The sequence below is a fragment of the Fictibacillus sp. WQ 8-8 genome, from assembly GCF_024494405.1.
Lineage (GTDB): Bacteria > Bacillota > Bacilli > Bacillales > Fictibacillaceae > Fictibacillus_C > Fictibacillus_C marinisediminis.
In genome coordinates this window covers 208,806-230,910 of record NZ_JAMXKG010000007.1, presented here as the reverse complement: position 1 = coordinate 230,910, position 22,105 = coordinate 208,806, and the positions used below count along the sequence as shown (strand labels likewise).

Below are 22,105 nucleotides of genomic sequence, written 5' to 3'. Positions count from 1 at the left end.
GGATTCAACTCCTTTGCAAGACTTCTTTATTGTTGTCTTGAACCGTTTTCTCTACAGCCTTCACAATTCCGTCATAGCCTGTGCATCGGCACAGATGTCCTGACAGGGTTTCTTTGATTTCTTTAACCGAAGGCTGCGGGTTCTTTTCCAAAAAATCAGTGATGGACATTAAGATGCCAGCGGTGCAAAAACCACATTGCAGACCATGGCATTCCACGAAATTTTTTTGAAGCGTTGTCATTTCTCCACTGCTGGCTAGACCTTCGACCGTTTTAATTTCGCGGTTATCCGCCTGCACCGCAAAGATTAAGCACGACCTTACCGCCGACCCGTCCAAGCTGACCGTACAGGCCCCGCAAACACCGTGCTCGCAGCCTACATGGGTTCCAGTTAGTCCGCACGATTCACGTATGAAATCACTCAACAGCATTCTTGGTTCAACCCACTCTGAATACGACTTGCCGTTGATCGTTACATTTACTTCGGTTAAGGACATGCTGCTCACCCCTTTGCTCTCTCGTATGCTTGATATAAAACTCGTGTCGTCAAAACCTTGGCTAATTGTGTACGGTATGCTGCCGAGGCATGCAGATCGGACTCGGGCTCCACACTCTTGGCCACAAGCTCGGCGATTTTTTGCACAGCTTGGTCTGTAACCTTTTCACCAGCAAGAAGTTCTTTTGCATCCTCGATTAAGAGCGGAATAGCCTCTACCCCGCCGAGCGCAAGCCGGATATCTGAAATTCTGTCATGAGCGTCAAGCTCAAGCTGACAGGCGGCTGCTACGAGCGCAAAATCACCATGGCGCCTTGCGACTTCCTGAAAGGAAGAGCCGACTCGTCCCTTCCATATGGGCAGATGAATTTCGGTCAGCATTTCATTTGGCATCATGTCTGTCGTTAGAAACGTAAGAAAGAAGTCCTCCGCATTCACGCTTCTCGTTTCTTCTTCTGAAGAAATGTGAAGTGTTCCATTGAGCGCCATCAAAACGAGGGGAAGCTCAGCACTAGGGTCTGCATGGACGATGCTCCCACCAATCGTTCCCCGGTTTCTCGTTTGAAGGTGGCCAATATGGGCAACAGCTTCTGTTACCAATCCGCATTTCTTTTTCACGAGTTCAGAGGTTTCCACCGTACTCTGCCGTGTCATCGTCCCGATTTTTAATGTATGATCATCGCTATTGATAAAATTTAAATCATGCAGACCATTAATGTCGACTAAACACTCAGGGGTGGCGAGTCTCATGTTCATGATGGGAACGAGACTCTGTCCCCCCGCAATAATCTTGCCGTCAAAACCGCTGGAATCCAGCAGAGAAAGGGCTTCTGAAACATCTTTAGGCCTGTAGTAATCAAATTTTGCCGGTTTCATTATCAGCACGGCCCCTTTCTTTAGGCGGTTTGTTCAATACGTTTTAATTCCTTGCCTAATTTTTTGAAAAAGTCCTGTATGACCAGCTTGGCTACTCCACCTAGCATCCGCTGTCCTACCATCGCTACCTTTCCGCCCACTTCAGCTTCGTATGAGTAGTTTAATAGAGTGGAGCTTTCACTTTCCGGGGTCAGGTCTACAATTCCGACCGCTTCTACAGTTCCCGGTGATCCTTCTCCCTTTACAGCGAGCTTGTAATGGTTAGGCTCCTCTAAATCGAGGATTTCGATCGTAGAGGAGTAGTTTCCTTTTATGGCCGCGATCCCAATGGACAGCTCGGCCTCATATTTGTTGTCCTCCACCAGGACGAGTTTTTTGCAGCCCATGATACATTTTTCAAGAACGTTGGGATCGAGCAGCACTTCATAAGCTCTTTCCACTCCTGCATCTAAAACTAGCTTTCCTTTGCCTTCCATCAGATGGTCACCTCTTTATGTTTGTTTTTTTTCGCTTGATTCAGCAGAGTCCATATTCGATTTGGACTGAGCGGCAGGGTATCAATCGCCACATTATACGGAGAAAGGGCATCACTTACCGCATTGGCGACAGCAACTGGAGCGCTCATTGTGTTACCTTCTCCAAGTCCTTTTGCACCGAGCGGAGTCATAGGTGATGGCGTTTCAATATGCTTGATCGTGACATTTGGAATTTCAGGAGCGGTCGGGCACAAATAGTCCATGAATGAACCGGTAAGCAGCTGCCCTTTATTGTCATACACGAGCTCTTCAAAGAGCGCTCCACCCAAGCCATGCGCGAGTCCGCCAAATATCTGTCCATCCACGATGAGCGGATTGAGCAGTTTTCCGGCATCATGGATTGTTATATAGTCCAGAATGTTTACCTCCCCTGTCTCGGGGTCAATCTCTACCGTTACCAGATCGGCGACAAATCCATAGGTCACCGATGAGTTGATGAGGTCATTTTCATCAGGAGGCTCTGCCGCTTTTACAGAATAATAGTAAGTTTCATAGATTCCCGGCTCCATTCCCTCCGGAAGGGATAACGGATTCCAGTGCGCGGATCCTGCAGCCCTCTTCAATGCATATTTTTTTGCAGGATCTGCCTTTACATAAAAAGCACCATCCCTTAGTTCGAGTTCATCAGGATTTACATTCAGCTGGTGAGAAGCAATCTTGATCAACTTTTCCTTCACCTTGTGTGCCGCATAAAAGACGGCACTGGATCCTAATGAGGCAAAGCGGCTGGAATAGCTTCCGGATGCAATAGACCATGCGCTTGTGGATGTATCCAGCTCCGCGACAACCTTGATTTTATCCGTTGGGATGCTTAAAACCTCTGAAACAATTTGTGCTGCAACGGTTTCATGCCCCTGCCCGGACGGAGTCGTGCTGATCCTCACATTAACGCTTCCCATCGGATCCATTGAAACAGTAGCAGCCTCCGAACAACCTGATTTGGGCAGGGATTTTGCTCTTTCTTCAGGAGTTAGGGCAACCGTGATATATCCCATGTTGGAACCCGACGGCTCGACGATACAGGCAAGGCCGACACCGAAAATTTTTCCGTTCTTTCTTGCTTCCTCCTGTTTTTTGCGGAATTCCCCATATTTTCCGGTCTCAAGTGCAAGCTCGAACCCCTTGATATAATCGCCGCTGTCGTACAGGCCGCCCGAAGCTGTCTTGTAAGGAAACTGATCCTTTTGGATAAGATTCCTGCGGATCACATCCGCCGGATCCAAGTTCAGCTCGAATGCAACCTTCTGCATGATTCGCTCTAGAGGAAAATACAGCTCCTGGCCTCCATAGCCTCTGATTAATCCTGTGGGAAGCTTGTTGGTCATGATCGCGTACGCATCAATATGAAGATTCGGAATATCATAGGCACCGGTTGAATTGGCATGAGTACGATACAAACAGGCGGGTTCCGGAGCCCGGATGTAGGCACCGACATTGTCAATCATCTTCATGCGTAAGCCGGTAACCTTTCCGTTATTCTTTACCGCCGCTTCAATATAGGTGACCCTGTCCGTCCCGCTGGAGCTTGCCGACAAATGCTCCTGCCGATCTTCAATCCACTTTACCGGACAACCGGCAATTCGGCTCGCTACAGACAGAAGAACCATATATGGAAATGTTCCCGCTTTTATTCCGTAGCTTCCGCCAATATCCTTTGGAACAATGATTCTTAGCTTATTGCTTGGAATTTTCAGCGCTTGAGCCATAATGGCCTGGATTACAAAAGGTCCGTGAAAATTGGCGTGAACTGTATATTGATTTTCACTTGATTCATAATGAGCGATAATACCGTATGTTTCCACAGGTGTAGCGGTATATTTAGGAAAAAGATATTTATGTTTAATGATGGTATCCGCTTCTTCAAAAGCCTGGTCCACTTTTCCGTAATGAAACGTCCGGTGATTGGCTATATTGGATCCCACGTTTTCATGAAGCACCGGTGCATCCTTCTCAAGTGATCCTTCGATATCAACGACAGGCGGAAGGGATTCATACTTCACTTTAATGAGCTCCATCGCATCCTCCGCTAAGTAACGGCTTTTTGCAATCACAACCGCTACAGGCTCTCCTACATATCTGACTTTGTCGATGGCAATAGGATAGTAATGAACTGGAGCACTGACACCTACACTAAATGGTTCGAGATACTCCTTCACCTGTTCTCCGGTAATTACCGCCTTTACTCCGGTTATTCTTTCAGCCTCTGTCGTATCAATCGAGACAATTTTCGCATGCGGACTTGAGCTTCTTAGAATGGCGGCCTGAAACGTCTGGGCCGGTGTACCGATGTCATCGATATATTTGCCCTGTCCGGTTAAAAGTCTCATGTCTTCTACCCTGGTTATCGCTTTACCAATAACCTTGTTCATTTAAGAGACCTCCTTTCTTAAAAGCTTTTTGTAATCGGCAATTGTATCAATATCAAACGGATAGTTTTTCCCCATTTCAATAATCTTTACTTGATCGGTATATTTCTTCACTAAATCTCGGCCGCCTTTGTCACCTTTTATTTCTAGCAGCCTGTTAAACATCCTCCGGTGAAACAAGACAGGATGTCCTCTTTTCCCTATATAAGATGATTGATAAATAAAATGTTCATGGTCAGCATGGAACTCTTCCAGCAGAAGATTGATCTCTCGTGAAGATATCAAAGGCTGATCCCCTAGGAGAAAAATGGCAGCTTCCACCTCAGCAGGCAAAACATAAAGCCCTGATTTTACGGAAGATGATAATCCTTTGTTTGAGTGGTTATTCAAAAAAATCGTATTCACTCCCGCCACCGTAGCCTCGGCAAGCAAACCTTCCACTTCAGGGTTAATAACGACCACAACATCATCTACATCTGAGTCGAGTGCTGCATCGATCACATGGCGTATGAGTGTTTTTTCCTGATAGCGGAGCATCATTTTAGGTGTGCCCATACGCTCAGACTTGCCGGCTCCCAGTATGATGGCCCAGGTCTCCCTCTTTTCAGTTAAAATGCCAGTTCACCCACTTTCTTATGCAGGTACTTAGTGAAGCTTGTCTCTTTCATAACATGAAGGGGTTTTCCGCTCCCCTTCCCTCGATGGACCATTACCATTTCTGCAAGAATACTGAGTGCAATTTCTTCAGGAGTCTGTGATCCAATGTCAAGCCCTATTGGACTATAAAGCCGTGAGAGACATTCCTCATGAAATTCTCTTCCAAGCCTATCCATCAGCTGGTAAGTACGTTTGTTGGGTCCAAGCACTCCAATATAGGGAACATCTGTTTCAAGAATTTGCTCAAGCAACAGAAGGTCCTGATCAAAATGATGGGTCATGATAACAACAAAAGAACAGCTTTCTAACTCCAGTTTTGGCCATTTTCCTTTAGGGATGCAAAGCAGTTGATCAGCCTCAGGAAAATTCTGTTTGTTTACAAAAGACGGGCGATAATCAATTACGGATACGTGCCAATTCAATTGTTTTGCACCATTTACGAGTGGAACAGCATCCGGACCTGCTCCGAATAGCGTTAGTCTGGGAGTGGGTGTAATAGTGTCTGTAAACACAAGGACCTTTTCTTTTTCATAGGTAACAGAATGAAGTCCTGATTTCACGGGATCAGAACTATTATTTTTTACCATCCATTTTTTTCCTATAAGTGATGGAGTTTCTGCTTCGACGATTGTCGCCAAGCTTGTTTCATAGTTGTCGGCTTTTTGATAGATTTCTAAGCTGCGTTCTGTGCTTTCTCGAAGGTGTACAGGGTCAAACGGTTCCAAAAAAATATCAATCGATCCGTTGCAACCAAGCCCAAGCCCCCACAAATCATCGCCTTTGTCTCGAAAATCATAAGCTAGCGTTTTGCAGGAAAAGTGATTCAGAACTTCCCGGGCATGTTCGGCCAAATCTCCTTCCACACAGCCTCCGCTCAATAAGCCTGTCAGCTTTCCGTCTTCTGCCCAAAAACATTTGCTGCCTTCCTTTTGATAGGTTGACCCTTCAGTACGAATAATCGTTCCGAGAACTCCCCGGATGCCATTTTCAGCACACCGCTTCATTTCAAGATAAATGGGAAGCATTTATGCACCTCCTGCTGATATAGTTAATCCCGGCTCTGATTGTAAATGAAATTGCTCACGGTATTCGCTCGGTGTAATACCAAGCAGCTTTTTAAATGTAGTGGCAAAGTATCCTGAATTAGCAAATCCAGAATTATTGGCGATGACTTCGATGGGCAGTGAAGACATTCGCAATAGTCCTTTTGCTTTTTGAACTCTGACAAAAGACAGATATTCAACAAAAGTCATTCCAGTATCTTCTTTAAACATTTTGCTGAAATACGAGGGGCTTAAGTAAACTTTGTCCGCCAGACTCTTTAAGGTTAGCGGCTCACCGTAATAGATTTGCATATATTGGATGGCGCTGCCGATAGGATTTTTTAGATCTGCTGTGAAATGATCTTCCCCCGTTTTCATCACACGGTTCACACTTTTGCCGAGAACCGGGATTAAAACCCTGTCCAGCGTTTCAATTAGTTCATGTTTAGAAAGCGGTTTCAATAAATACCCTAAAAATCCGGAATTAATAGATGACTGAACAAGTTCAAACATCTTTAACTGGGTAATCACGATGATGGGGAGATCTGGATACAATTGAAGGGCTGTTTTGCCAAAAGCCATACCATCCATATCGGGTAAAGAAAGATCAATCATCAGCGCACTCGGTTTACTTTGTTTCAGCAGCAGCATACCCCGGTTAGCCGTGCTCGATTCATAGATCGATAGAAAGCTGTATTTGCTTTCTTCAATTAATGAGCAGACTTCCTTGCGGCTTTGTTTATCATTATCGACAATGAGTAACTCGGACACTTGTGCCCCCCCTCACATATTTAGGTTAACGCGATTGAGTAATAAGCAGTTTTAAAATCTGATAATCATTTTTATAAAATCATGTTATAATTTTCTGATTATTTCCATACTAATTGACAAGGTAAATGCCTGGTTCTAATTTCTTGCTTTGGGACTTATAAAATCTTCTTTTTTTAACCTGAAAATATTATGTAAAGATATAAATAAGCTTGTACTATTCCCCGTAGTATACAATAAAATGACTATTTCAAGGCTGCATTAAAAAAGTATCCCAGGAATATTCCGGGACACTTTGAATGAATTTTCAGTATTAATGGACTGGATTCCACTTCTACAACATCAACCTATGATTTTCTTGATCAATCCATCTAGAAACTGAAGCCCTTTCGACAAACTCTTTCTTACTTGCATAAATTCGGATCACGTCTTTTATTTCTTCAGCCAGGAACGTTTGATTTCTGTTGTTAGCAAGTGATTCATACCCTGAACCCCGATGAAGGTAATCAGATGTAGCCACTGTATACCATTTTTCTTTCTGTATTGATTTTTCTCCAATTAATATATCAATAACTCTTTTTCCATCATGAATGATTTTAGCACCCGCAATATGCAAGCTCCCCGTATACTTACCTCTGAATCCCGGGCCTCTTCCGTCTGACAAACAGTGCTGCGCATCCAAAGATAGTTCTAAAGCGGTTATGATATGTTTCCCATGGACTTCAAATGAAGTTGCATTTAGGGGGGATGGGCATATTTCAATTAGCCTTTTATCAGATACGTGAACGTTCCCGCTCTTGAAAAATTTTCAAAATGGACTGTGAAGGTCGTTCGTATGTATATTGTCTAATCTCATTGCTTCCCCCATTCGTTCGCAAACTCCCTTTTCACTTGCTGCACATTTTCTTCGTGGCAGCTTGAAGTAAAACTTGATTCATACGGCATCTCCTGCCTTAACTGGCTTAATGTTTGTTCATCTTCATTTTCAACAGCCTCTATTAACCGGGAAAGATAGGTTTGGGATGCTTCAATTCTTTGCTTCATCTCTTCTTTACTTTCAGTTGTTTTGCCATGGCCGGGTACCAAAACACTTGGATGATGTTTATCCAATATTGTATTTGCTTTTAGTAGTGTTGACTGATAAGCCTTTACACTATCAAATACAAAAGGAAGTTCAAAATCCGAAAGGGTAATCCCCGGCAATCCAAATCCCCTGAGGCTCAATGATTGTAAATATTCCATCATGAGTATGACCAGGCGATAAATAAAAGGTTAACGTTGTGCTTCCTAATGCAAGCTGCTGGCCATCTTTGTTGATCTCAATATCAACAACTGGAAATTTAGGCTGATAAGGCCTGTCTATGTAATATTTACGATCAAAATCCTTTATAAGACCAAGTTTATAATCTTTAGCAGGATGATTACTCACACCTTCGCTTGCAATGACCTTAGCATTTAAGAACGCTGAGTAACCAATAATATGGTCAAAATCTCCATGGGTAAATAAAAGATATACTTCTTTATTTCGATTAAGCTCCTCAACGTGTTCTTGAATGGCTTTAATTTCATGGGGGAGCCAAGAAGGATCGACAATAAGGACAAACTCATCTTCCTCTACTACTGTACTTGTTGTTTGCCAAAGCGCACTTTGAAAAACGGTCAAACCATTTTTTTGATAGTGAATCATGAATATTCCCCTTACCTATTTAAGAATTTTTTCTTTTTACATTCAATAACAGGAAACTATATCCTATCTCCAATAATATCAAAGTAAGAGATAATTTCAGTCGAAAATTTCCGATGCAACCCCGGGTTTGGTGGAATTGAAGTGCATCATGACAGCAGCTAAATGAAGATGAATCTTAAATGAAAAAAACAGTAACCATAAATTTTGATGGATACTGTTTTAATGTTTTTATTGTTTTACTGCACTTGGCTTCGGCAGAATTCTCTAAGCTCATCTACTTCGTCGTCTTCTAATTCAAAATCAAGAGGATTGTTTGTTGTGTCTTCGTATAAGTGGTATTGAACAATTCGGGGCTCTTGAGGCAGAGCAGCATAAATCAGTTTAATATATACGCCATTTTCCATATACAGTTCATCGTCTTCTTCAACCTCTATATGTATGATAAATTCGTATCGATCCCCTTCGAGAATATTGGTAGGATCCCGAAGCTTATCAAGTGTATGTCTAATTACATTCATAAATACATGTACCTCCTTATAGTGTATTCCTTATTATACCCTTCAAAAAGTATATAACAACAAACAAAAGCAGCGGATATCCGCTGCTCGGTTTCACAACGTCACTTCCTATTCCCGTATCTGTCCGTTTCCTCTGATCACATATTTGCTTGAGGTTAAGGCGGGCAAGCCCATCGGCCCACGAGCGTGAAGCTTTTGTGTACTGATGCCGATTTCAGCGCCAAAGCCGAATTCATGGCCATCGGTGAAACGGGTTGAGGCGTTATGATAAAGCGCGGCGGCATCTACCAATTGAAAAAATGAACGAACGTTATCTTCAGCTTCCGTGATGATGGCTTCGGAATGTTTAGAACCATAGCGGTTAATATGTTCAATGGCCTCCGATGTGCCCGACACGGTTTTTATCGCTAAAATATGATCTAAGTACTCTGTTTGCCAGTCTTCCTCGGTTGCTAATACAATGGCTGGAAAGAGCTCATGAATGTTCTGGTCGACTCGCAGCTCGACCCCTCTCTCTATGAGGTTTTCGACCATCTCATTCATATGTTTTTTCGCCCAGGTTTCATGAACGAGCACGGTTTCTATAGAATTACAAACCGACGGACGTTGGGTTTTGGCGTTGAGAACGATGTCAATCGCCATTTTCTTATCAGCACTTTTATCGATATAAACGTGGCAGTTTCCGGCACCTGTTTCTAAAACAGGAACAGAAGCGTTTTCGACGACGGCCTGAATTAACGCCTTCCCGCCTCTCGGAATCAAAACATCAAGATAGTCGTTCATTTTAAACAGCTTTACAGCTGTCTCACGGCTCGTATCTTCGATTAACTGAACAGAATCTACTGGGAGATCACTAAGTTCCAGTGCACGGTGGATCACAGAAACTAACGCTTTGTTTGAATGGATAGCTGAAGAACTTCCTCGAAGCAGGACTACGTTTCCAGTCTTTAAACACAGACTGGCGGCATCTACAGTGACATTGGGCCTTGCTTCATAAATCATCCCAATGGCTCCTAGCGGGACAGCTACCTTTTCAATAATGAGCCCATTGGGACGTTCAAATCTCTCTAGCACGTTTCCTGTTGGATCGGGTAAAGACGCTAGCTGCACCAGTGCCTTTGACATATCCTTTATTCTTTGCTCATTCAGCATCAGTCGGTCAATTAAGGACTCATGCACACCAGTGTTTCGAGCATGCTCTATATCTCTATTATTTTCCTGCAAGATGTAGGGTATCTCTTGGATCAACTGGTCCTCAATGCGCAGCAACGCTTCGTTTTTTTGTGAAGTCGTTTTTGTGATGAGTTCAGTGACCGCTTTTTTTGCTTTTTTTGCTTTGGTGATTAATTCTTTCATACGATTCTCTCCTTTATCATGGACAGCCATCTGTTGCGATGAACTACTTCAGGGTGAGTATTCTTGGTCTTTTCCATCGCTTCTTGACTCGTTAATCCTTTAATGATTTGTAAGTCTTCAGAGGAATACTGAACCTGGCCTTTACCGATGACTTCTTTTGCGGAATTGATGATTTCTACCACTTCCCCGGTTGAAAACACACCACTGACAGCACGAATTCCCGCTGGCAACAAACTTTTTCCGTCGAACAGAATAGCCTTTGCTGCTCCATCATCAATTTCAATGATTCCGCTGATCGGTGAATGAAAAGCCAACCATTGTTTCTGTGTTTTTAATGGAGTGGCAGGCGAATTGCCGATATATGTTCCGTCGCCCATGCCATCTAAAATATGAAGGAGTTTTTCCTGATGGGAGCCTGTACCGACAAAGACGTTTACCCCCAGCGAGAGAGCGGTTTTTGAGGCCAGGAGTTTTGATTTCATACCTCCTGTACCAAATTTTGATGCCGACGCCAAGTTCGTCATCTGAATATGGTCATCTGTAATGTCGGAAAGAAAATCATACCGGTGAGCTGTTGGAACCGTTCGAGGATCTTGATCATACAGTCCATTGATATCCGTCAATATCATCAAAAAATCTGCATGCACGAGGCCGCTGACAAGGGCGGAGAGCATATCATTATCTCCAAAGGTCAATTCATCTATCGAAACGGAATCATTCTCATTAATGATCGGAAGAACGGAACGTTTTAACAGTTCGGATAACGTCGCATAGGCATTGCTGTACTGCTCTTTTTTATAAAAGTCATTCCGTGTTAACAGCAGTTGGGCAGCAACAATTCCATGTTGTTTAAAGATTTCAGTATAAGCTTGAATTAATAACCCTTGCCCCACAGCTGCAGCGGCTTGTTTCCCGGCTGTTGTTACAGGACGCGCGGGATACCCTAAATCGGCAAACCCCGCTGACACCGCGCCAGAAGAGATCAAGATAACTTCATGTCCCTGTTTTCTTAATTGGACGATTGCTTCCACATGTTCGGTAAGTTTACTCTTACTTAGTCCGCCGTTCTTGTTGGTTAGGGAACTGCTCCCGATTTTTACAACGATTCGTCTTTTGCTCATGTATCCGCCACTCCTTTTGTTTACTAAAAAAGACCCTTCCCATCCTTAAAAAAAGGACGGAAAGAGTCTGTCATCCGCGGTACCACCTTTATTAGTATCATCTAGGCAGATGATACTCTCTTAAAACCCGTAACGAGGGAAACGGCCAGGTTATTCGCCTAGCAGCTCAAGGGGTAGGTTCAATAGTTTCTTCAGCGATGGAATCTCTCAGCCTGATGAATTCCACTCTCTTTCGCCTGATAACATATTTACTGGCCCCTATTAACGCACCAGATAATTTTAAAGAATATTATGCATTACTTCATCAACAAATGTCAAGAAAATTCAGGTAATATTACCGTAAGTAATAAAATCGGGGTTCGCAGCCTTCTATTTTTGCTGGATTTCATACCTTCTGCCCACCTGTTGGTTATAAATATGATTAATGTAAATAAAAAACAACCCACCTGCAACGTAAAATGAAGGTGGGTATGTTCCTTTGGTTCAATATTCATTCTATTAATCATCATCTTTATGATGGAGGTAATTACTTTCGTATTTGATAAACTCTTGTTCCTGAAAAGCGGCTACCATACCGTGGTAGCTAATATCTAATCCAACCTCTTCCTCTTCTTCAGTCGAGCGGACAGGTATCCACAATTGAATCAATTTAAGTCCCATCCAGGTTAAGACAAAACCCCATATGCACAAGACGAGTAATCCTAAAAGCTGAACGCTTAACAGGTGCCAGTTACCTGTCGTAATAAGACCTTTATCTGTTGCAAACAACCCTACCGCTATGGTTCCCCATATTCCTGAAACCGCGTGAACGGGAAACGCGCCTACAGGATCATCAATCCTTTTGATCTCTAACCAATAAGTGGCGAAAAGCATAAGCAGACCAGATACAGCTCCAATAAGGATAGCAAAAGGATCACTGACAAAAGCACATCCTGCTGTGATCCCTACCAACCCAGCCAATGATCCATTAATAACCGAAGGGGCATCAGAGCGCTTATAACGAAAAAGGGTATAAAGCATTGTTGCTGCACCGCCTGATGCTGCTGACAGCATGGTTACAATGGCAATATGTCCAATTCTGGCATCAGTGGCACTTAACGTACTTCCCGCATTAAAACCAAACCATCCAAACCAAAGTAAGAAGGCGCCTACAGATGCTAAGGGAAGATTACTTGGCAAGGAGACTGTACTAACTCCTTGAGGAGTGAATTTTCCTTTTCGAGGACCGATAAATATTGCTGCGGCTAAAGCAGAAAAACCACCTAGTGCATGAATAACCGCAGAACCTGCAAAGTCCTGCATTCCAAGCTTTCCGAGCCATCCTTCGCCCCAGACCCAGTGGCCTGCAACCGGGTAAATAAAGGTTGTCATGATAACGGCATAAAGAATGTAGGCACGGAAATTAATACGCTCAGCAACAGCGCCAGATACAATGGAAATGACGGCAATAACAAACGCTGCTTGGAATAACCAAAAGGTATCAACAGAAATTAAAAAGTGTAAATGTGAGAGATCTCCTTTTATCATAAATCCGTTACTTCCAATTAAGCCCGACAAATCCTTTCCATACATTAAACCAAACCCAATAAGGTAAAAACAAAGGGTACCGATTGTAATGTCTGCAAATACCTTCATGAGAATATTTACGTTATTCTTATGTCTGACGAATCCGGCTTCTAATAGAGCGAAACCACCCTCCATTAGTATAATCATAGCTGCAGTCAAGACAACCCAAATGGTATCTAACCCTGTATTTAGTGTGTGAATGGTCATGTTGTTTCCTTCCCCGATTTCCGATTCATCTTTATTTCCCCAATAATAGAGCGTGAAAGGATAATCTCATCTTTTGATGGTTCTTCTTTTAGACCGTGGATGGAATGATCCAGCTCAAATAAACCTTGTTTTAATTTATCAATTTGTTTAAGTGGTTCTTTTACATGTGCAATGTATTCAACTGCTTGATGATGGCTGGGAGAACGGCCTGTAAATAATTTTCGAAAAGGGGATAGTGATTGATAAAAGGCATCTTCGGCATTTTTCTTTTGGACGTATTTATTAATCTTGTTTTTAATCCGTTCAATTTCTTGTTCTTTTTTTGTTTTCATGAATTGCAGCATTTTTAAAAGTTCTGATGGTGAAATTCGAATGTTAATATTTGGATTTACTTCATCACGTACTAACATGTAAATACCCCTTACAATTCAATGTTATATTTTCTGACATTATATCGATAAGTTACTTGCGAGTCAATGATGGAATGTTGAAAAATATCGATGTAATTGTCAAAATAGGTAGATTTTGAGTTTAGATCTTTAAATATTATTTTTATTTTTTAAATAATTAAAATACGGTACGTGAAATTGTTAAATTTATCTGATTGCCGGAATGTTGGTTTTTACGCATGAAAAAAGAGCATTTCATATACAATGAAAATGCTCTTCGTACAATAATTAAAAATTTGATTAATCCCCAACCCCCAGCACATCTGTATTCGGCGGTTCATAACCCATATGTCTGGCCATCGCCATAATTTGGCCTTTATGATGGTATTCGTGTGTTACCACATGCAGAAGAAGCTGTGCAGCTGAAATAGAAATAGGTTCTCCATGCTCTCTCCAAGGGATGGCTCTTATGATAAGCTCATCCATCTGCCCATCCAAATCATTAAGGACATCATCAACATAGGCATCAGCCTGGATAAATCTCTGTTTAATTTCTTCTAAACTTGTTTTTGAAATGTTTTCTTTTGGTGTCAGAGGCGTTTTCGTCTGCAATAAAATATAGGAACCGAGCCATCCATGATAGCAGTTTGCAACATGAAGCAGTGAATCCCGCACACTTTGGAAGCCGAACCCATCAATGTGTCTTGTGAAATCTTCAGGTTGAAGCTCATCACAAAATTTCAAAAGAATTTCTCTCGTCTGTTTGACCCATTCATATTCGATCCGATTCATTATTATCCCCCTTCATCTTTCATAAAAAAAGAGCCGCTGAAACAGCTCCTCTCACTATATTCTAATTCGCATTCCCATTTACCTTCTCTGCCTTCCAGTAAAAGCTGCTGAACACATCTGCAAAAGCATCTGCGGTTCTGTACAGTTCACGGAAGTCGTTATCGATTCCTCCCATTTCAATCAGCATGGCGTTGTTCGAAAGATCCTGGTTGTAGATGCCGTTGCCTTGGGATTTATTCTTAATAATGACCCCCCGGCTGAGATGAGGATACTTTTTATTTACAAGACTGTTCAGTTCTTCTGCGATCTGAAGGTTCTTTTCAAAAGACGGATGTTCCCTTCCAACGATAAAACATAATCGCGCATAAGGCTGGTTGTTGATAGAGATCGTTGTCATTTTCCTAGGCTGAGAATCACGATGGATGTCAATTAGGTAAGATAGATCACGGTCTTGTGAGACGGCATGCTGGACGGTTTCTCGTGACAGTGCATACGCTCGATTGGTAGTCCACTTTCTGGCATTTAACTTTTCCCCTACGTTAGTGGTGTCATGGTCTACGCCAATCCCTCTGCTCTCCAGATCCTGTTTTAACCGGTCACCTACCGCTATAATGTTGGTCTTTGGATTGGAACTTGTAACTTTGCCTCCTTGCAGGATCGGCCTGAATGATTCATAGCTGTGTGAATGGTAAATATAAACGACCTGTCCTTTTGTTTTAAGTTTTGGCGGAGGAATCTCTTCATTCGGGTTATCGATATTTACATTCTTTTTATTTGGTTCGTTCGGCTTTAGAATTTCCTGAAGGGGCAATGTCGGTTCAATCGGCAATGTAGAATAGGTTGTCCCTTTTCCGGCAATATAAATCTCTGAATCATAGATCGCAAAGCCCGGCAGTTCCGTTCCGATCAAACTTCGCGGGTCCCCTGGCCTCAGGTTGGTCATAAGCTGCAGCATGATGGAAGAAGCGGCTGGCGGTTTGCTCTCTTTTGGAAGTACCTGCGTATAATAAGGATTCTCTGATCCGATGGCATATACCAAGGCTTCCGTTGTAAAGTTATTAAACCACTTTTTAACAAGGGACGAAGATACCTCGAACTTAATTTCTGCGGATGATATAAATCCCGCTACAAAGAATAGAAGAATGCTAAGGAGAGAAACCTTTATACCCGTTGAAAACAAGCCGTTATTGCTGTCTCTCATCCCATTCCTCCTCCTCTTTAAGATCAATGGCAATGTAGGCTAAACACACCATGATGAGCCCGGTAACAAGGAACCCAACAGTAAATAGCGATGATAAATAAAGATAACTGAACCCTGTCGTAGAGATCATGATGAGAATCCAAAAGTACACTGCTTGAAGTCTCATAGAATTCACCTTCTTCCGTCCGTTTCTAGTAAACTATATTCAATCTGAGAGATTTTATTCTGAAAAAGATGGAAGAATGCAAAGAAAAGCGAAAGCGGGCCTGGAACGAAAAAGCAGCTATTCATGCGGCCGGACAATTTTTATTACTTCATAAAATGGTTCTTCTTAACTAAGCAGAGAGTATAGTAATGAAACTATTTTCGCATTGACCAAGTTAAAATTTGATGTGAAAATGATAATCGTTATCATTTGTTGTTTAGGAGGAATTCTATGTTTATTCAATGGTTAAGAGAAAATCGTTTAGCCTCTTATGTGCTTACACTTCTTCGGTTGTATCTTGGAGTTAAGTGGGTTCAGGCAGGATGGGAAAAAATCAGCGGCGGACATTTTGATGCCAGTGGTTTTATGCTGGGGGCTCTTAAGCAAGTTTCTGGTGATCATCCTGCTGTTCAGCCCTGGTGGGGTGATTTCTTGCGGCAAGTCGCTCTGCCGAATGCTGAAATCTTTAATGCGCTCATTCCCTGGGGAGAATTTTTGGTAGGTCTTGGGCTCCTGTTAGGTATGTTTACTAGTTTAGCGGTTCTCATGGGGCTTACAATGAACTTTGCATATTTATTCTCCGGTACAACATCTGTCAACCCGCAAATGGTTCTAGCAGGTATGATCGTTCTGGCTGCAGGAGCAAATGCTGGGCGAATCGGTATGGACCGCTGGGTTGTTCACTATCTGGGATTGAAATTCAAGAAAAGGAAATTATCGAATACTCCTTGTCTAAAAGTGCATAGTTGAATACTTAACAATTACAAAAAAGCAGACCTTGCAATTGAAGGTCTGCTTTTTCTTTTTATTCACTAAGGTCTACGTTGTGGTAAACCTGCTGAACATCTTCCAAGTCTTCGATCGCATCGATCATTTTCTCAAATTGATTCTGTGCATCTTCAGGAAGGGACAGGTCATTTTGTGCCAGCATGGTAAGCTCGGCTACTGCAAATTCGGTAATCCCGACATTCTTGAATGCTTCTTGTATAGCATGGAATTGGTCAGGCTCTGCATACACGATGACAGAACCGTCTTCTTCAATAATGTCACGGGCGTCAACATCCGCTTCCATTAAGATTTCCAGTACTTCCTCTTCCGTTTTATCTTCGATGCCAAATACGGCTGTCGCATCAAACATATAGGCCACTGAGCCGGAAACACCCATGTTCCCGCCATTTTTCGTGAAGGCTGCACGCACATCCGCAGCCGTCCGGTTCACATTATTTGTTAGCGCGTCAACGATGACCATTGAACCATTTGGGCCGAATCCTTCGTAACGAAGCTCGTCATACGTTTCATCCGATCCGCCCTTCGCCTTTTCAATGGCACGATCGATGATATTTTTAGGCACACTGTATGTTTTTGCACGTTCAAGAACGACTTTTAATGCCTGGTTGGATTCAGGATCAGGTTCTCCCTGCTTTGCCGCCACGTAGATCTCACGGCCGAATTTAGCGTAGATGCGGCTCGTATTGGCATCTTTTGACGCTTTTTTCTCTTTAATGTTGTTCCACTTACGTCCCATTATGTTCCACTCTCTTTCAACTTCATTTTCAATAACACAACTTACCGTTCAACACCTCTTATTATACATAAAATGGACTTTTTTCTCTATTCAATGATTCGGTTATAATAGAAATGGATCAACCAAGTAAAGGATGCTGAAAAAATGCAAAGATATGTTATCGTCGGTGCAGGAATCCTCGGGGCGTCTGCCGCTTATCTTTTAAGCAAAAAAGGTGCTGAGGTCATCGTTGTCGACCGGAAACACCAAGGGCAAGCTACAGATGCTGCAGCAGGCATCATCTGCCCATGGCTGTCTCAGAGGCGGAATAAAGCATGGTATGCACTGGCTAAAAACGGCGCAGCCTTTTATCCGGCTTTAATTGAACAGCTGCGAGCAGATGGTGAAACAGAAACGGGCTATGCTCGTGTAGGTGCCGTCAGCCTGCATCATGACCATGAAAAACTGAGGAAGATGGAAGAACGTGCGTTGAAACGGAAAGAAGAAGCACCTGAAATGGGAGAAATAAAAATCCTGACTCCTGAGGCAGCTCAAGCTCTGTTCCCTGCTCTAAAAGAAGACTATGGTGCCGTGCATGTGAGCGGCGCGGCACGGGTTGATGGACGTGCTCTTCGTGATGCTTTGCTTCGCGGCGCACAAAAAAATGGAGCTCTCTTGGTGAAGGAAGATGCCTCTCTCCTATTCAGCGGAAATAGAGTAACCGGTGTTAAAGCCGGTGGCGAATTGATAGAAGCGGACAAGGTTATCGTATGTGCAGGGGCGTGGGCGAATGTGCTGTTTGAACCATTGGGAATCCATATGAACGTAACGTATCAAAAAGCGCAGATCGTTCATCTGCAGTTTCGTGATACTGACACGAGTCATTGGCCTGTTGTGATGCCGCCAAGTGATCAATACGTGCTGGCGCTCGAGGATGGCCGCATCATTATCGGGGCGACTCATGAAAACGATCCTGATGGCTATGACCATCGTATTACAGCCGGAGGTCTGCATGAAGTATTTAATAAAGGATTGGAAACCGCCCCGGGTCTGTCTGATGCCTCATTCACCGAGGCTCGAGCAGGCTTTCGCCCATTCACTCCAGGATTTCTGCCTGTGATTGGGAAACTGCCTGGCTGGGAAGGAATTCTGTTTGCCAACGGACTCGGTGCTTCAGGGCTAACGATGGGTCCTTTTATCGGAGAGCAGCTTGCTAAACTGGCGTTAGAAATGGAACTGGATATTGATCTATCCCTCTATCCTGTTGAAGATGCCATTCAATTATCATAAAAAAGACAGCGGATATCCGCTGTCTTTTCGCATGCTGTTATCAAGAAATGACTTTCTCTGTCACCCCGCTGAAAAGACCTTTGGCATTCTCATTAAACATTTTTTCAAATTGCATAATGGTCACTCCTCTTTCCTTTAATTCAGGCAGGATGTTGAGGAAAAGATGAGCAGGTGTCCAATTCTCCATGAGCAGTGCCTCTTCTTCATTAAATCTCCCCAGAGTTACGTCTCCGTTAAGCCGGGATAGCCAAATATGAAATGCTCATGAATCAATGTCTAACAGAGATAGGACCTGTCACCGTTTCCACCATTGAATTCATCGTCCAGACACTGCCTCATCTTACAATTTTTCTTCTTCCTGAAGCTTTCTTCACAATATCTTTCCGCTGGCCGTTGTTGGGAACGACTCTCTGAATTCAATCTGCCTCGGGGTTAAAATAACAAGATCCCTTATTTGGTTAGTATTAAATATTAGAAGTTGAAACCAGCTCAAACTGGTTATAAACATCCTTAATAGCAGCTTGAATGGCTTGGCTTGCTTTCCCACGGTAATGCTTTTGAATCCTTTCTATAAACTGATCAACACCATCATCCAGACTATAGCCACGGAGCAATTGACGAATATATTCCCTCCCGTGCTCTGTTGCGAGTGTACAAGATGCATCAATGATGACCCCATATTTAAAGTCAAGTTCCAATGTGATCGTTACTGAATCATATAAACTCCTTGCCGCCATACCTTGAGGAAGTTTCGCATGCCCTGCTATAAAATAGGTATTCATAAAACCAGTCCCTTCTTGTTTCGCTGGATTTTACACTAAATTATAGCAGTTTAAGCGTTGTGCAGGTGATTTTTCGTTTTCTTCAAATGATTAATGTACTGAAACTTGCTCGAAAGGCCATGCAGGCAGCTTTTGACGAAGCGGCTTATCATTTCTATAACCTAGGGCGTATTCACCCTGCATGATTGTATGAATTTCTCTTGTCCCTTCATAAATGACGGGAGCTTTGGAATTTCTCAAGTAACGCTCAACAGGGTATTCATCAGAGTAACCATATGCGCCATGGATTTGCACTGCATCATTTGCTGCGTCGAAAGCAGCATCACAAGCAAACCATTTGGCTAGAGAGGTCTCTCTTGTATTACGTTCTCCTTCGTTTTTCAACCAGCCAGCTTTATAAACAAGGAGCCTGGAAATTTCAAGATTCGAGCTCATTTTTGCAATCATTTGCTGTACCAGTTGATGCTTGCCGATTTCCTTTCCAAATGTTTTCCTTTCATGGCAGTATTTTAGACTGGCCTCCAAACTTGCGTTAATGAGTCCACAAGCACCAGCCGCTACCGTAAACCGTCCATTGTCCAACGCAGACATTGCAATTTTAAATCCTTCTCCTTCTTCTCCCAGTCTGTTGGAAACAGGAACTTTAACATCATTTAAAATCACTTCTCCGGTATTTCCGGCTCGAATGCCTAATTTTCCTTTAATTGCTTTTGTTTCTACTCCTTCAAATGTCCGTTCCACAATAAATGGAGTGATTCCTTGGTGCCCCATACTGGAATCAGTTTTGGCGAAAATAAGAAAATGGTCTGCGATGTCACAAAGAGAGATCCAAGTTTTAGCACCATTTAATATATAATGATCTCCATTTCGAACAGCAGTAGAATTCATTGCCGCCACATCAGAACCTGCATTCGGTTCTGTGAGCCCAAATGCGCCAATTTTTCTTCCTTGTGCTTGAGGAACAAGATATTTTTGTTTTTGTTCTTCTGTTCCCCATTGCAATAAAGTCATACTATTCAACCCAGTGTGTACAGAAACAGCCGTCCGATATGCTGTATCTCCGCGCTCCAATTCATCACAAACAATGGCTAAGGTATTATAGTCCATTCCGACTCCGCCGTATTCCTCAGGTATACAGACACCCATAAGCTGTAAATCCGCTAATCTCTTTAATATAGATGGCTGAAACTCACCATTTTTATCCCATTCCCGAATATAGGGGGAGATTTCTTTGTCAACAAATTTCCTAACTACTTTCTGAACACTTCTTTGTTCCTCTGTCAGTTCAAAATTCATCATGTTTTGGTTCCTCCTAAATGATTTTATTTAGTTTAAAATCCGCTATTTCTTCTTTACTGTATCCCATCTGGAGCAGAACAGAGTCAGTATGCTCCCCATATAATGGGGGATATTTTCTCATCGTAACCGGTGTTTTTGAAAGTTTTAAAGGAGAACCAGTTAATCTTAGATTCTTAACTGATGGGTGATCCATCTCTATCACCATATCTCGCTCCTTTACCTGGGGATTCTCAAACATTTCTTTAATGGTGTTAATAGGGCCGCTTGGAATCCCTTCTCTATCAAACTGTTCTTTCCATTCTTTTCTTGTCTTCATCATCAACAGCTCTTCGCATATGGTGATCAACTGTTTTTTATTGCGAATCCGTGCTTCATTAGTTGAAAATTCCTTCATATTCGCTAAATCCGGCCGTTCCAATATTTTAGTGAACCTGCGAAACTGATTGTCGTTACCAACCGCAACTACAAGTTCACCGTCCTTTGCAGGAAACACTTGATACGGCACAATATTTGGATGTTGATTTCCCATTCTCACAGGATCAACTCCGCTGCATAAATAATTACTTGCAACATTAATTAATGAAGAGACCTGGCAATCCATTAAAGAAATATCAATTTCTTGACCCTCACCAGTTCTTTCACGATGGTACACAGCTGTTAAAATCCCTATGCAGGTATATAAACCCGTTAACACATCCGCAATTGCAACTCCTACCTTGACTGGACTGCCCTCCGTTTCACCAGTGATGCTCATTAGTCCGCTCATTGCCTGAATAATGTAATCATACCCAGGTAAATCCTTGTAAGGACCGTTTAAACCAAAACCTGTAATAGAGGCCATAATTAATTTAGGATTACTGGCTTTCAGTTGCTCGAAACCCAGACCCATCTTGTCTAACGTTCCTGTTTTGAAATTTTGTACGACTACATCTCCAGAAGATACTAGATTAGTAAAAATTTCTTTTCCTTTTTCAGATTTTAAATTAAGTGTGATGCTTTGTTTATTTCTGTTCGCACACAGATAGTACGCACTCTCCCCGCTCGTAAACGGGGGACCCCATGACCTGGTTTCATCGCCCGATTCATGGTGTTCAATTTTGATGATTTCTGCTCCCAAATCACCAAGAATCATCGTACAAAAAGGACCTGCTAATACACGGGATAAATCAATGATTTTAATGCCTTCCAGAGCCATTCCCATTGAATCACCTCTTTCTTGTCTTTTGGGTACATAAAAAGAGAGTCAGCAAAAACAAACAATGTCTCTATACATTGAAGGTTTTACTGACTCTTATCCAAGGCTTGTCTTCCTGCAAAAGAAGATCAAGTGAACAAAGTCAATTCTCTGATTTTCACTATAAAACAAACCGGTTATGCAGCAGGGCTTATTACTGTCATCGGATTGATATTATTATCATAGTTAAATATTCAGAATTTTTCAATCTTT

General features: G+C 42.5%; 24 protein-coding genes and 2 pseudogenes. 2 read left to right on the top strand and 24 right to left on the bottom strand.

Annotated features, from left to right (window positions below):
• Positions 1-4: 4 nt before the first annotated feature.
• From M1K46_RS17235 to M1K46_RS17150, 18 genes and pseudogenes are all read right to left on the bottom strand, one after another.
• On the bottom strand, positions 5-496 hold the full coding sequence (locus M1K46_RS17235) for a (2Fe-2S)-binding protein (protein WP_053354198.1): 492 nt from the start codon (positions 494-496) through the stop codon (positions 5-7).
• Positions 497-501: 5 nt separating this feature from the next.
• Positions 502-1,371 carry an FAD binding domain-containing protein gene (locus tag M1K46_RS17230; protein WP_256226981.1) on the bottom strand — a complete coding sequence of 290 codons (870 nt, stop codon included), beginning with the start codon at positions 1,369-1,371 and terminating at the stop codon, positions 502-504.
• Between the two features lie 20 nt (positions 1,372-1,391).
• Positions 1,392-1,847, bottom strand: a complete 456-nt coding sequence (locus tag M1K46_RS17225; RefSeq protein ID WP_091005838.1) for an SRPBCC family protein — start codon at positions 1,845-1,847, stop codon at positions 1,392-1,394.
• On the bottom strand, positions 1,847-4,276 hold the full coding sequence (locus M1K46_RS17220; protein WP_256226980.1) for a xanthine dehydrogenase family protein molybdopterin-binding subunit: 2,430 nt from the start codon (positions 4,274-4,276) through the stop codon (positions 1,847-1,849). Before M1K46_RS17220 ends, M1K46_RS17225 begins: the two co-directional genes overlap by 1 nt.
• On the bottom strand, positions 4,277-4,852 hold the full coding sequence (locus M1K46_RS17215) for a nucleotidyltransferase family protein (RefSeq protein ID WP_256227003.1): 576 nt from the start codon (positions 4,850-4,852) through the stop codon (positions 4,277-4,279).
• Positions 4,853-4,881: 29 nt separating this feature from the next.
• Entirely contained in the window at positions 4,882-5,955 is a 1,074-nt protein-coding gene (locus tag M1K46_RS17210) for an XdhC family protein (RefSeq protein ID WP_256226979.1), read from the bottom strand.
• On the bottom strand, positions 5,956-6,744 hold the full coding sequence (locus M1K46_RS25745; protein ID WP_053354204.1) for a response regulator transcription factor: 789 nt from the start codon (positions 6,742-6,744) through the stop codon (positions 5,956-5,958).
• 331 nt (positions 6,745-7,075) lie between these two features.
• Positions 7,076-7,510: pseudogene (locus tag M1K46_RS17200) on the bottom strand (5'-nucleotidase C-terminal domain-containing protein); the annotation flags it as partial.
• A gap of 83 nt (positions 7,511-7,593) precedes the next feature.
• On the bottom strand, positions 7,594-7,944 hold the full coding sequence (locus tag M1K46_RS17195) for a hypothetical protein (protein WP_256226978.1): 351 nt from the start codon (positions 7,942-7,944) through the stop codon (positions 7,594-7,596).
• Complete coding sequence (locus M1K46_RS17190) at positions 7,916-8,428, bottom strand: MBL fold metallo-hydrolase (protein ID WP_256226977.1); 513 nt, start codon at positions 8,426-8,428, stop codon at positions 7,916-7,918. Before M1K46_RS17190 ends, M1K46_RS17195 begins: the two co-directional genes overlap by 29 nt.
• A gap of 236 nt (positions 8,429-8,664) precedes the next feature.
• Positions 8,665-8,946, bottom strand: a complete 282-nt coding sequence (locus M1K46_RS17185; RefSeq protein ID WP_256226976.1) for a DUF6509 family protein — start codon at positions 8,944-8,946, stop codon at positions 8,665-8,667.
• Between the two features lie 108 nt (positions 8,947-9,054).
• The gene (locus M1K46_RS17180; RefSeq protein ID WP_256226975.1) at positions 9,055-10,302 is read right to left on the bottom strand and encodes a glutamate-5-semialdehyde dehydrogenase; all 1,248 of its coding nucleotides are present in this window, start codon (positions 10,300-10,302) and stop codon (positions 9,055-9,057) included.
• A complete protein-coding gene (gene proB / locus M1K46_RS17175; RefSeq protein ID WP_062232269.1) occupies positions 10,299-11,423 on the bottom strand; it encodes a glutamate 5-kinase in 1,125 nt (374 codons plus the stop codon). The genes M1K46_RS17180 and proB overlap by 4 nt, the downstream gene beginning before the upstream one ends.
• 498 nt (positions 11,424-11,921) lie before the next feature.
• Positions 11,922-13,196, bottom strand: a complete 1,275-nt coding sequence (locus M1K46_RS17170; protein ID WP_256226974.1) for an ammonium transporter — start codon at positions 13,194-13,196, stop codon at positions 11,922-11,924.
• Positions 13,193-13,606, bottom strand: a complete 414-nt coding sequence (locus M1K46_RS17165; protein ID WP_256226973.1) for a hypothetical protein — start codon at positions 13,604-13,606, stop codon at positions 13,193-13,195. The genes M1K46_RS17170 and M1K46_RS17165 overlap by 4 nt, the downstream gene beginning before the upstream one ends.
• Positions 13,607-13,885: 279 nt before the next feature.
• Positions 13,886-14,377: a DinB family protein gene (locus M1K46_RS17160; protein WP_053354211.1), complete on the bottom strand. Its 492-nt coding sequence runs from the start codon at positions 14,375-14,377 to the stop codon at positions 13,886-13,888.
• A 61-nt stretch (positions 14,378-14,438) separates the two neighbouring features.
• Complete coding sequence (locus tag M1K46_RS17155) at positions 14,439-15,578, bottom strand: stage II sporulation protein P (RefSeq protein WP_256226972.1); 1,140 nt, start codon at positions 15,576-15,578, stop codon at positions 14,439-14,441.
• Entirely contained in the window at positions 15,562-15,744 is a 183-nt protein-coding gene (locus tag M1K46_RS17150) for a hypothetical protein (protein ID WP_053354213.1), read from the bottom strand. The genes M1K46_RS17155 and M1K46_RS17150 overlap by 17 nt, the downstream gene beginning before the upstream one ends.
• 270 nt (positions 15,745-16,014) lie before the next feature.
• On the opposite strand from M1K46_RS17150, the gene M1K46_RS17145 reads away from it, so the two are divergent.
• The gene (locus M1K46_RS17145) at positions 16,015-16,533 is read left to right on the top strand and encodes a DoxX family membrane protein (protein ID WP_256226971.1); all 519 of its coding nucleotides are present in this window, start codon (positions 16,015-16,017) and stop codon (positions 16,531-16,533) included.
• Between the two features lie 55 nt (positions 16,534-16,588).
• On the opposite strand, the gene M1K46_RS17140 is transcribed toward M1K46_RS17145, so the two are convergent.
• Positions 16,589-17,308 (bottom strand): YebC/PmpR family DNA-binding transcriptional regulator, encoded by a 720-nt coding sequence (locus M1K46_RS17140; protein WP_062232264.1) that lies wholly within the window; start codon positions 17,306-17,308, stop codon positions 16,589-16,591.
• 144 nt (positions 17,309-17,452) lie between these two features.
• Between M1K46_RS17140 and M1K46_RS17135 the strand changes: the two genes are divergently transcribed.
• On the top strand, positions 17,453-18,577 hold the full coding sequence (locus tag M1K46_RS17135) for an NAD(P)/FAD-dependent oxidoreductase (protein ID WP_256226970.1): 1,125 nt from the start codon (positions 17,453-17,455) through the stop codon (positions 18,575-18,577).
• 40 nt (positions 18,578-18,617) lie between these two features.
• Here the strand turns inward: M1K46_RS17135 and M1K46_RS17130 are convergent, their stop codons facing one another.
• The 5 genes and pseudogenes from M1K46_RS17130 to M1K46_RS17115 form a co-directional block, all read right to left on the bottom strand.
• Complete coding sequence (locus M1K46_RS17130) at positions 18,618-18,764, bottom strand: hypothetical protein (protein WP_256226969.1); 147 nt, start codon at positions 18,762-18,764, stop codon at positions 18,618-18,620.
• Positions 18,765-18,767: 3 nt separating this feature from the next.
• A pseudogene (locus M1K46_RS25875) lies at positions 18,768-18,897 on the bottom strand (phosphotriesterase family protein); the annotation flags it as partial.
• A gap of 144 nt (positions 18,898-19,041) precedes the next feature.
• On the bottom strand, positions 19,042-19,359 hold the full coding sequence (locus tag M1K46_RS17125; RefSeq protein WP_256226968.1) for a DUF3870 domain-containing protein: 318 nt from the start codon (positions 19,357-19,359) through the stop codon (positions 19,042-19,044).
• 90 nt (positions 19,360-19,449) lie between these two features.
• Positions 19,450-20,655 (bottom strand): acyl-CoA dehydrogenase family protein, encoded by a 1,206-nt coding sequence (locus M1K46_RS17120; RefSeq protein ID WP_256227002.1) that lies wholly within the window; start codon positions 20,653-20,655, stop codon positions 19,450-19,452.
• 16 nt (positions 20,656-20,671) lie between these two features.
• Positions 20,672-21,859, bottom strand: a complete 1,188-nt coding sequence (locus M1K46_RS17115; protein WP_256226967.1) for a CaiB/BaiF CoA transferase family protein — start codon at positions 21,857-21,859, stop codon at positions 20,672-20,674.
• Positions 21,860-22,105: the final 246 nt, after the last annotated feature.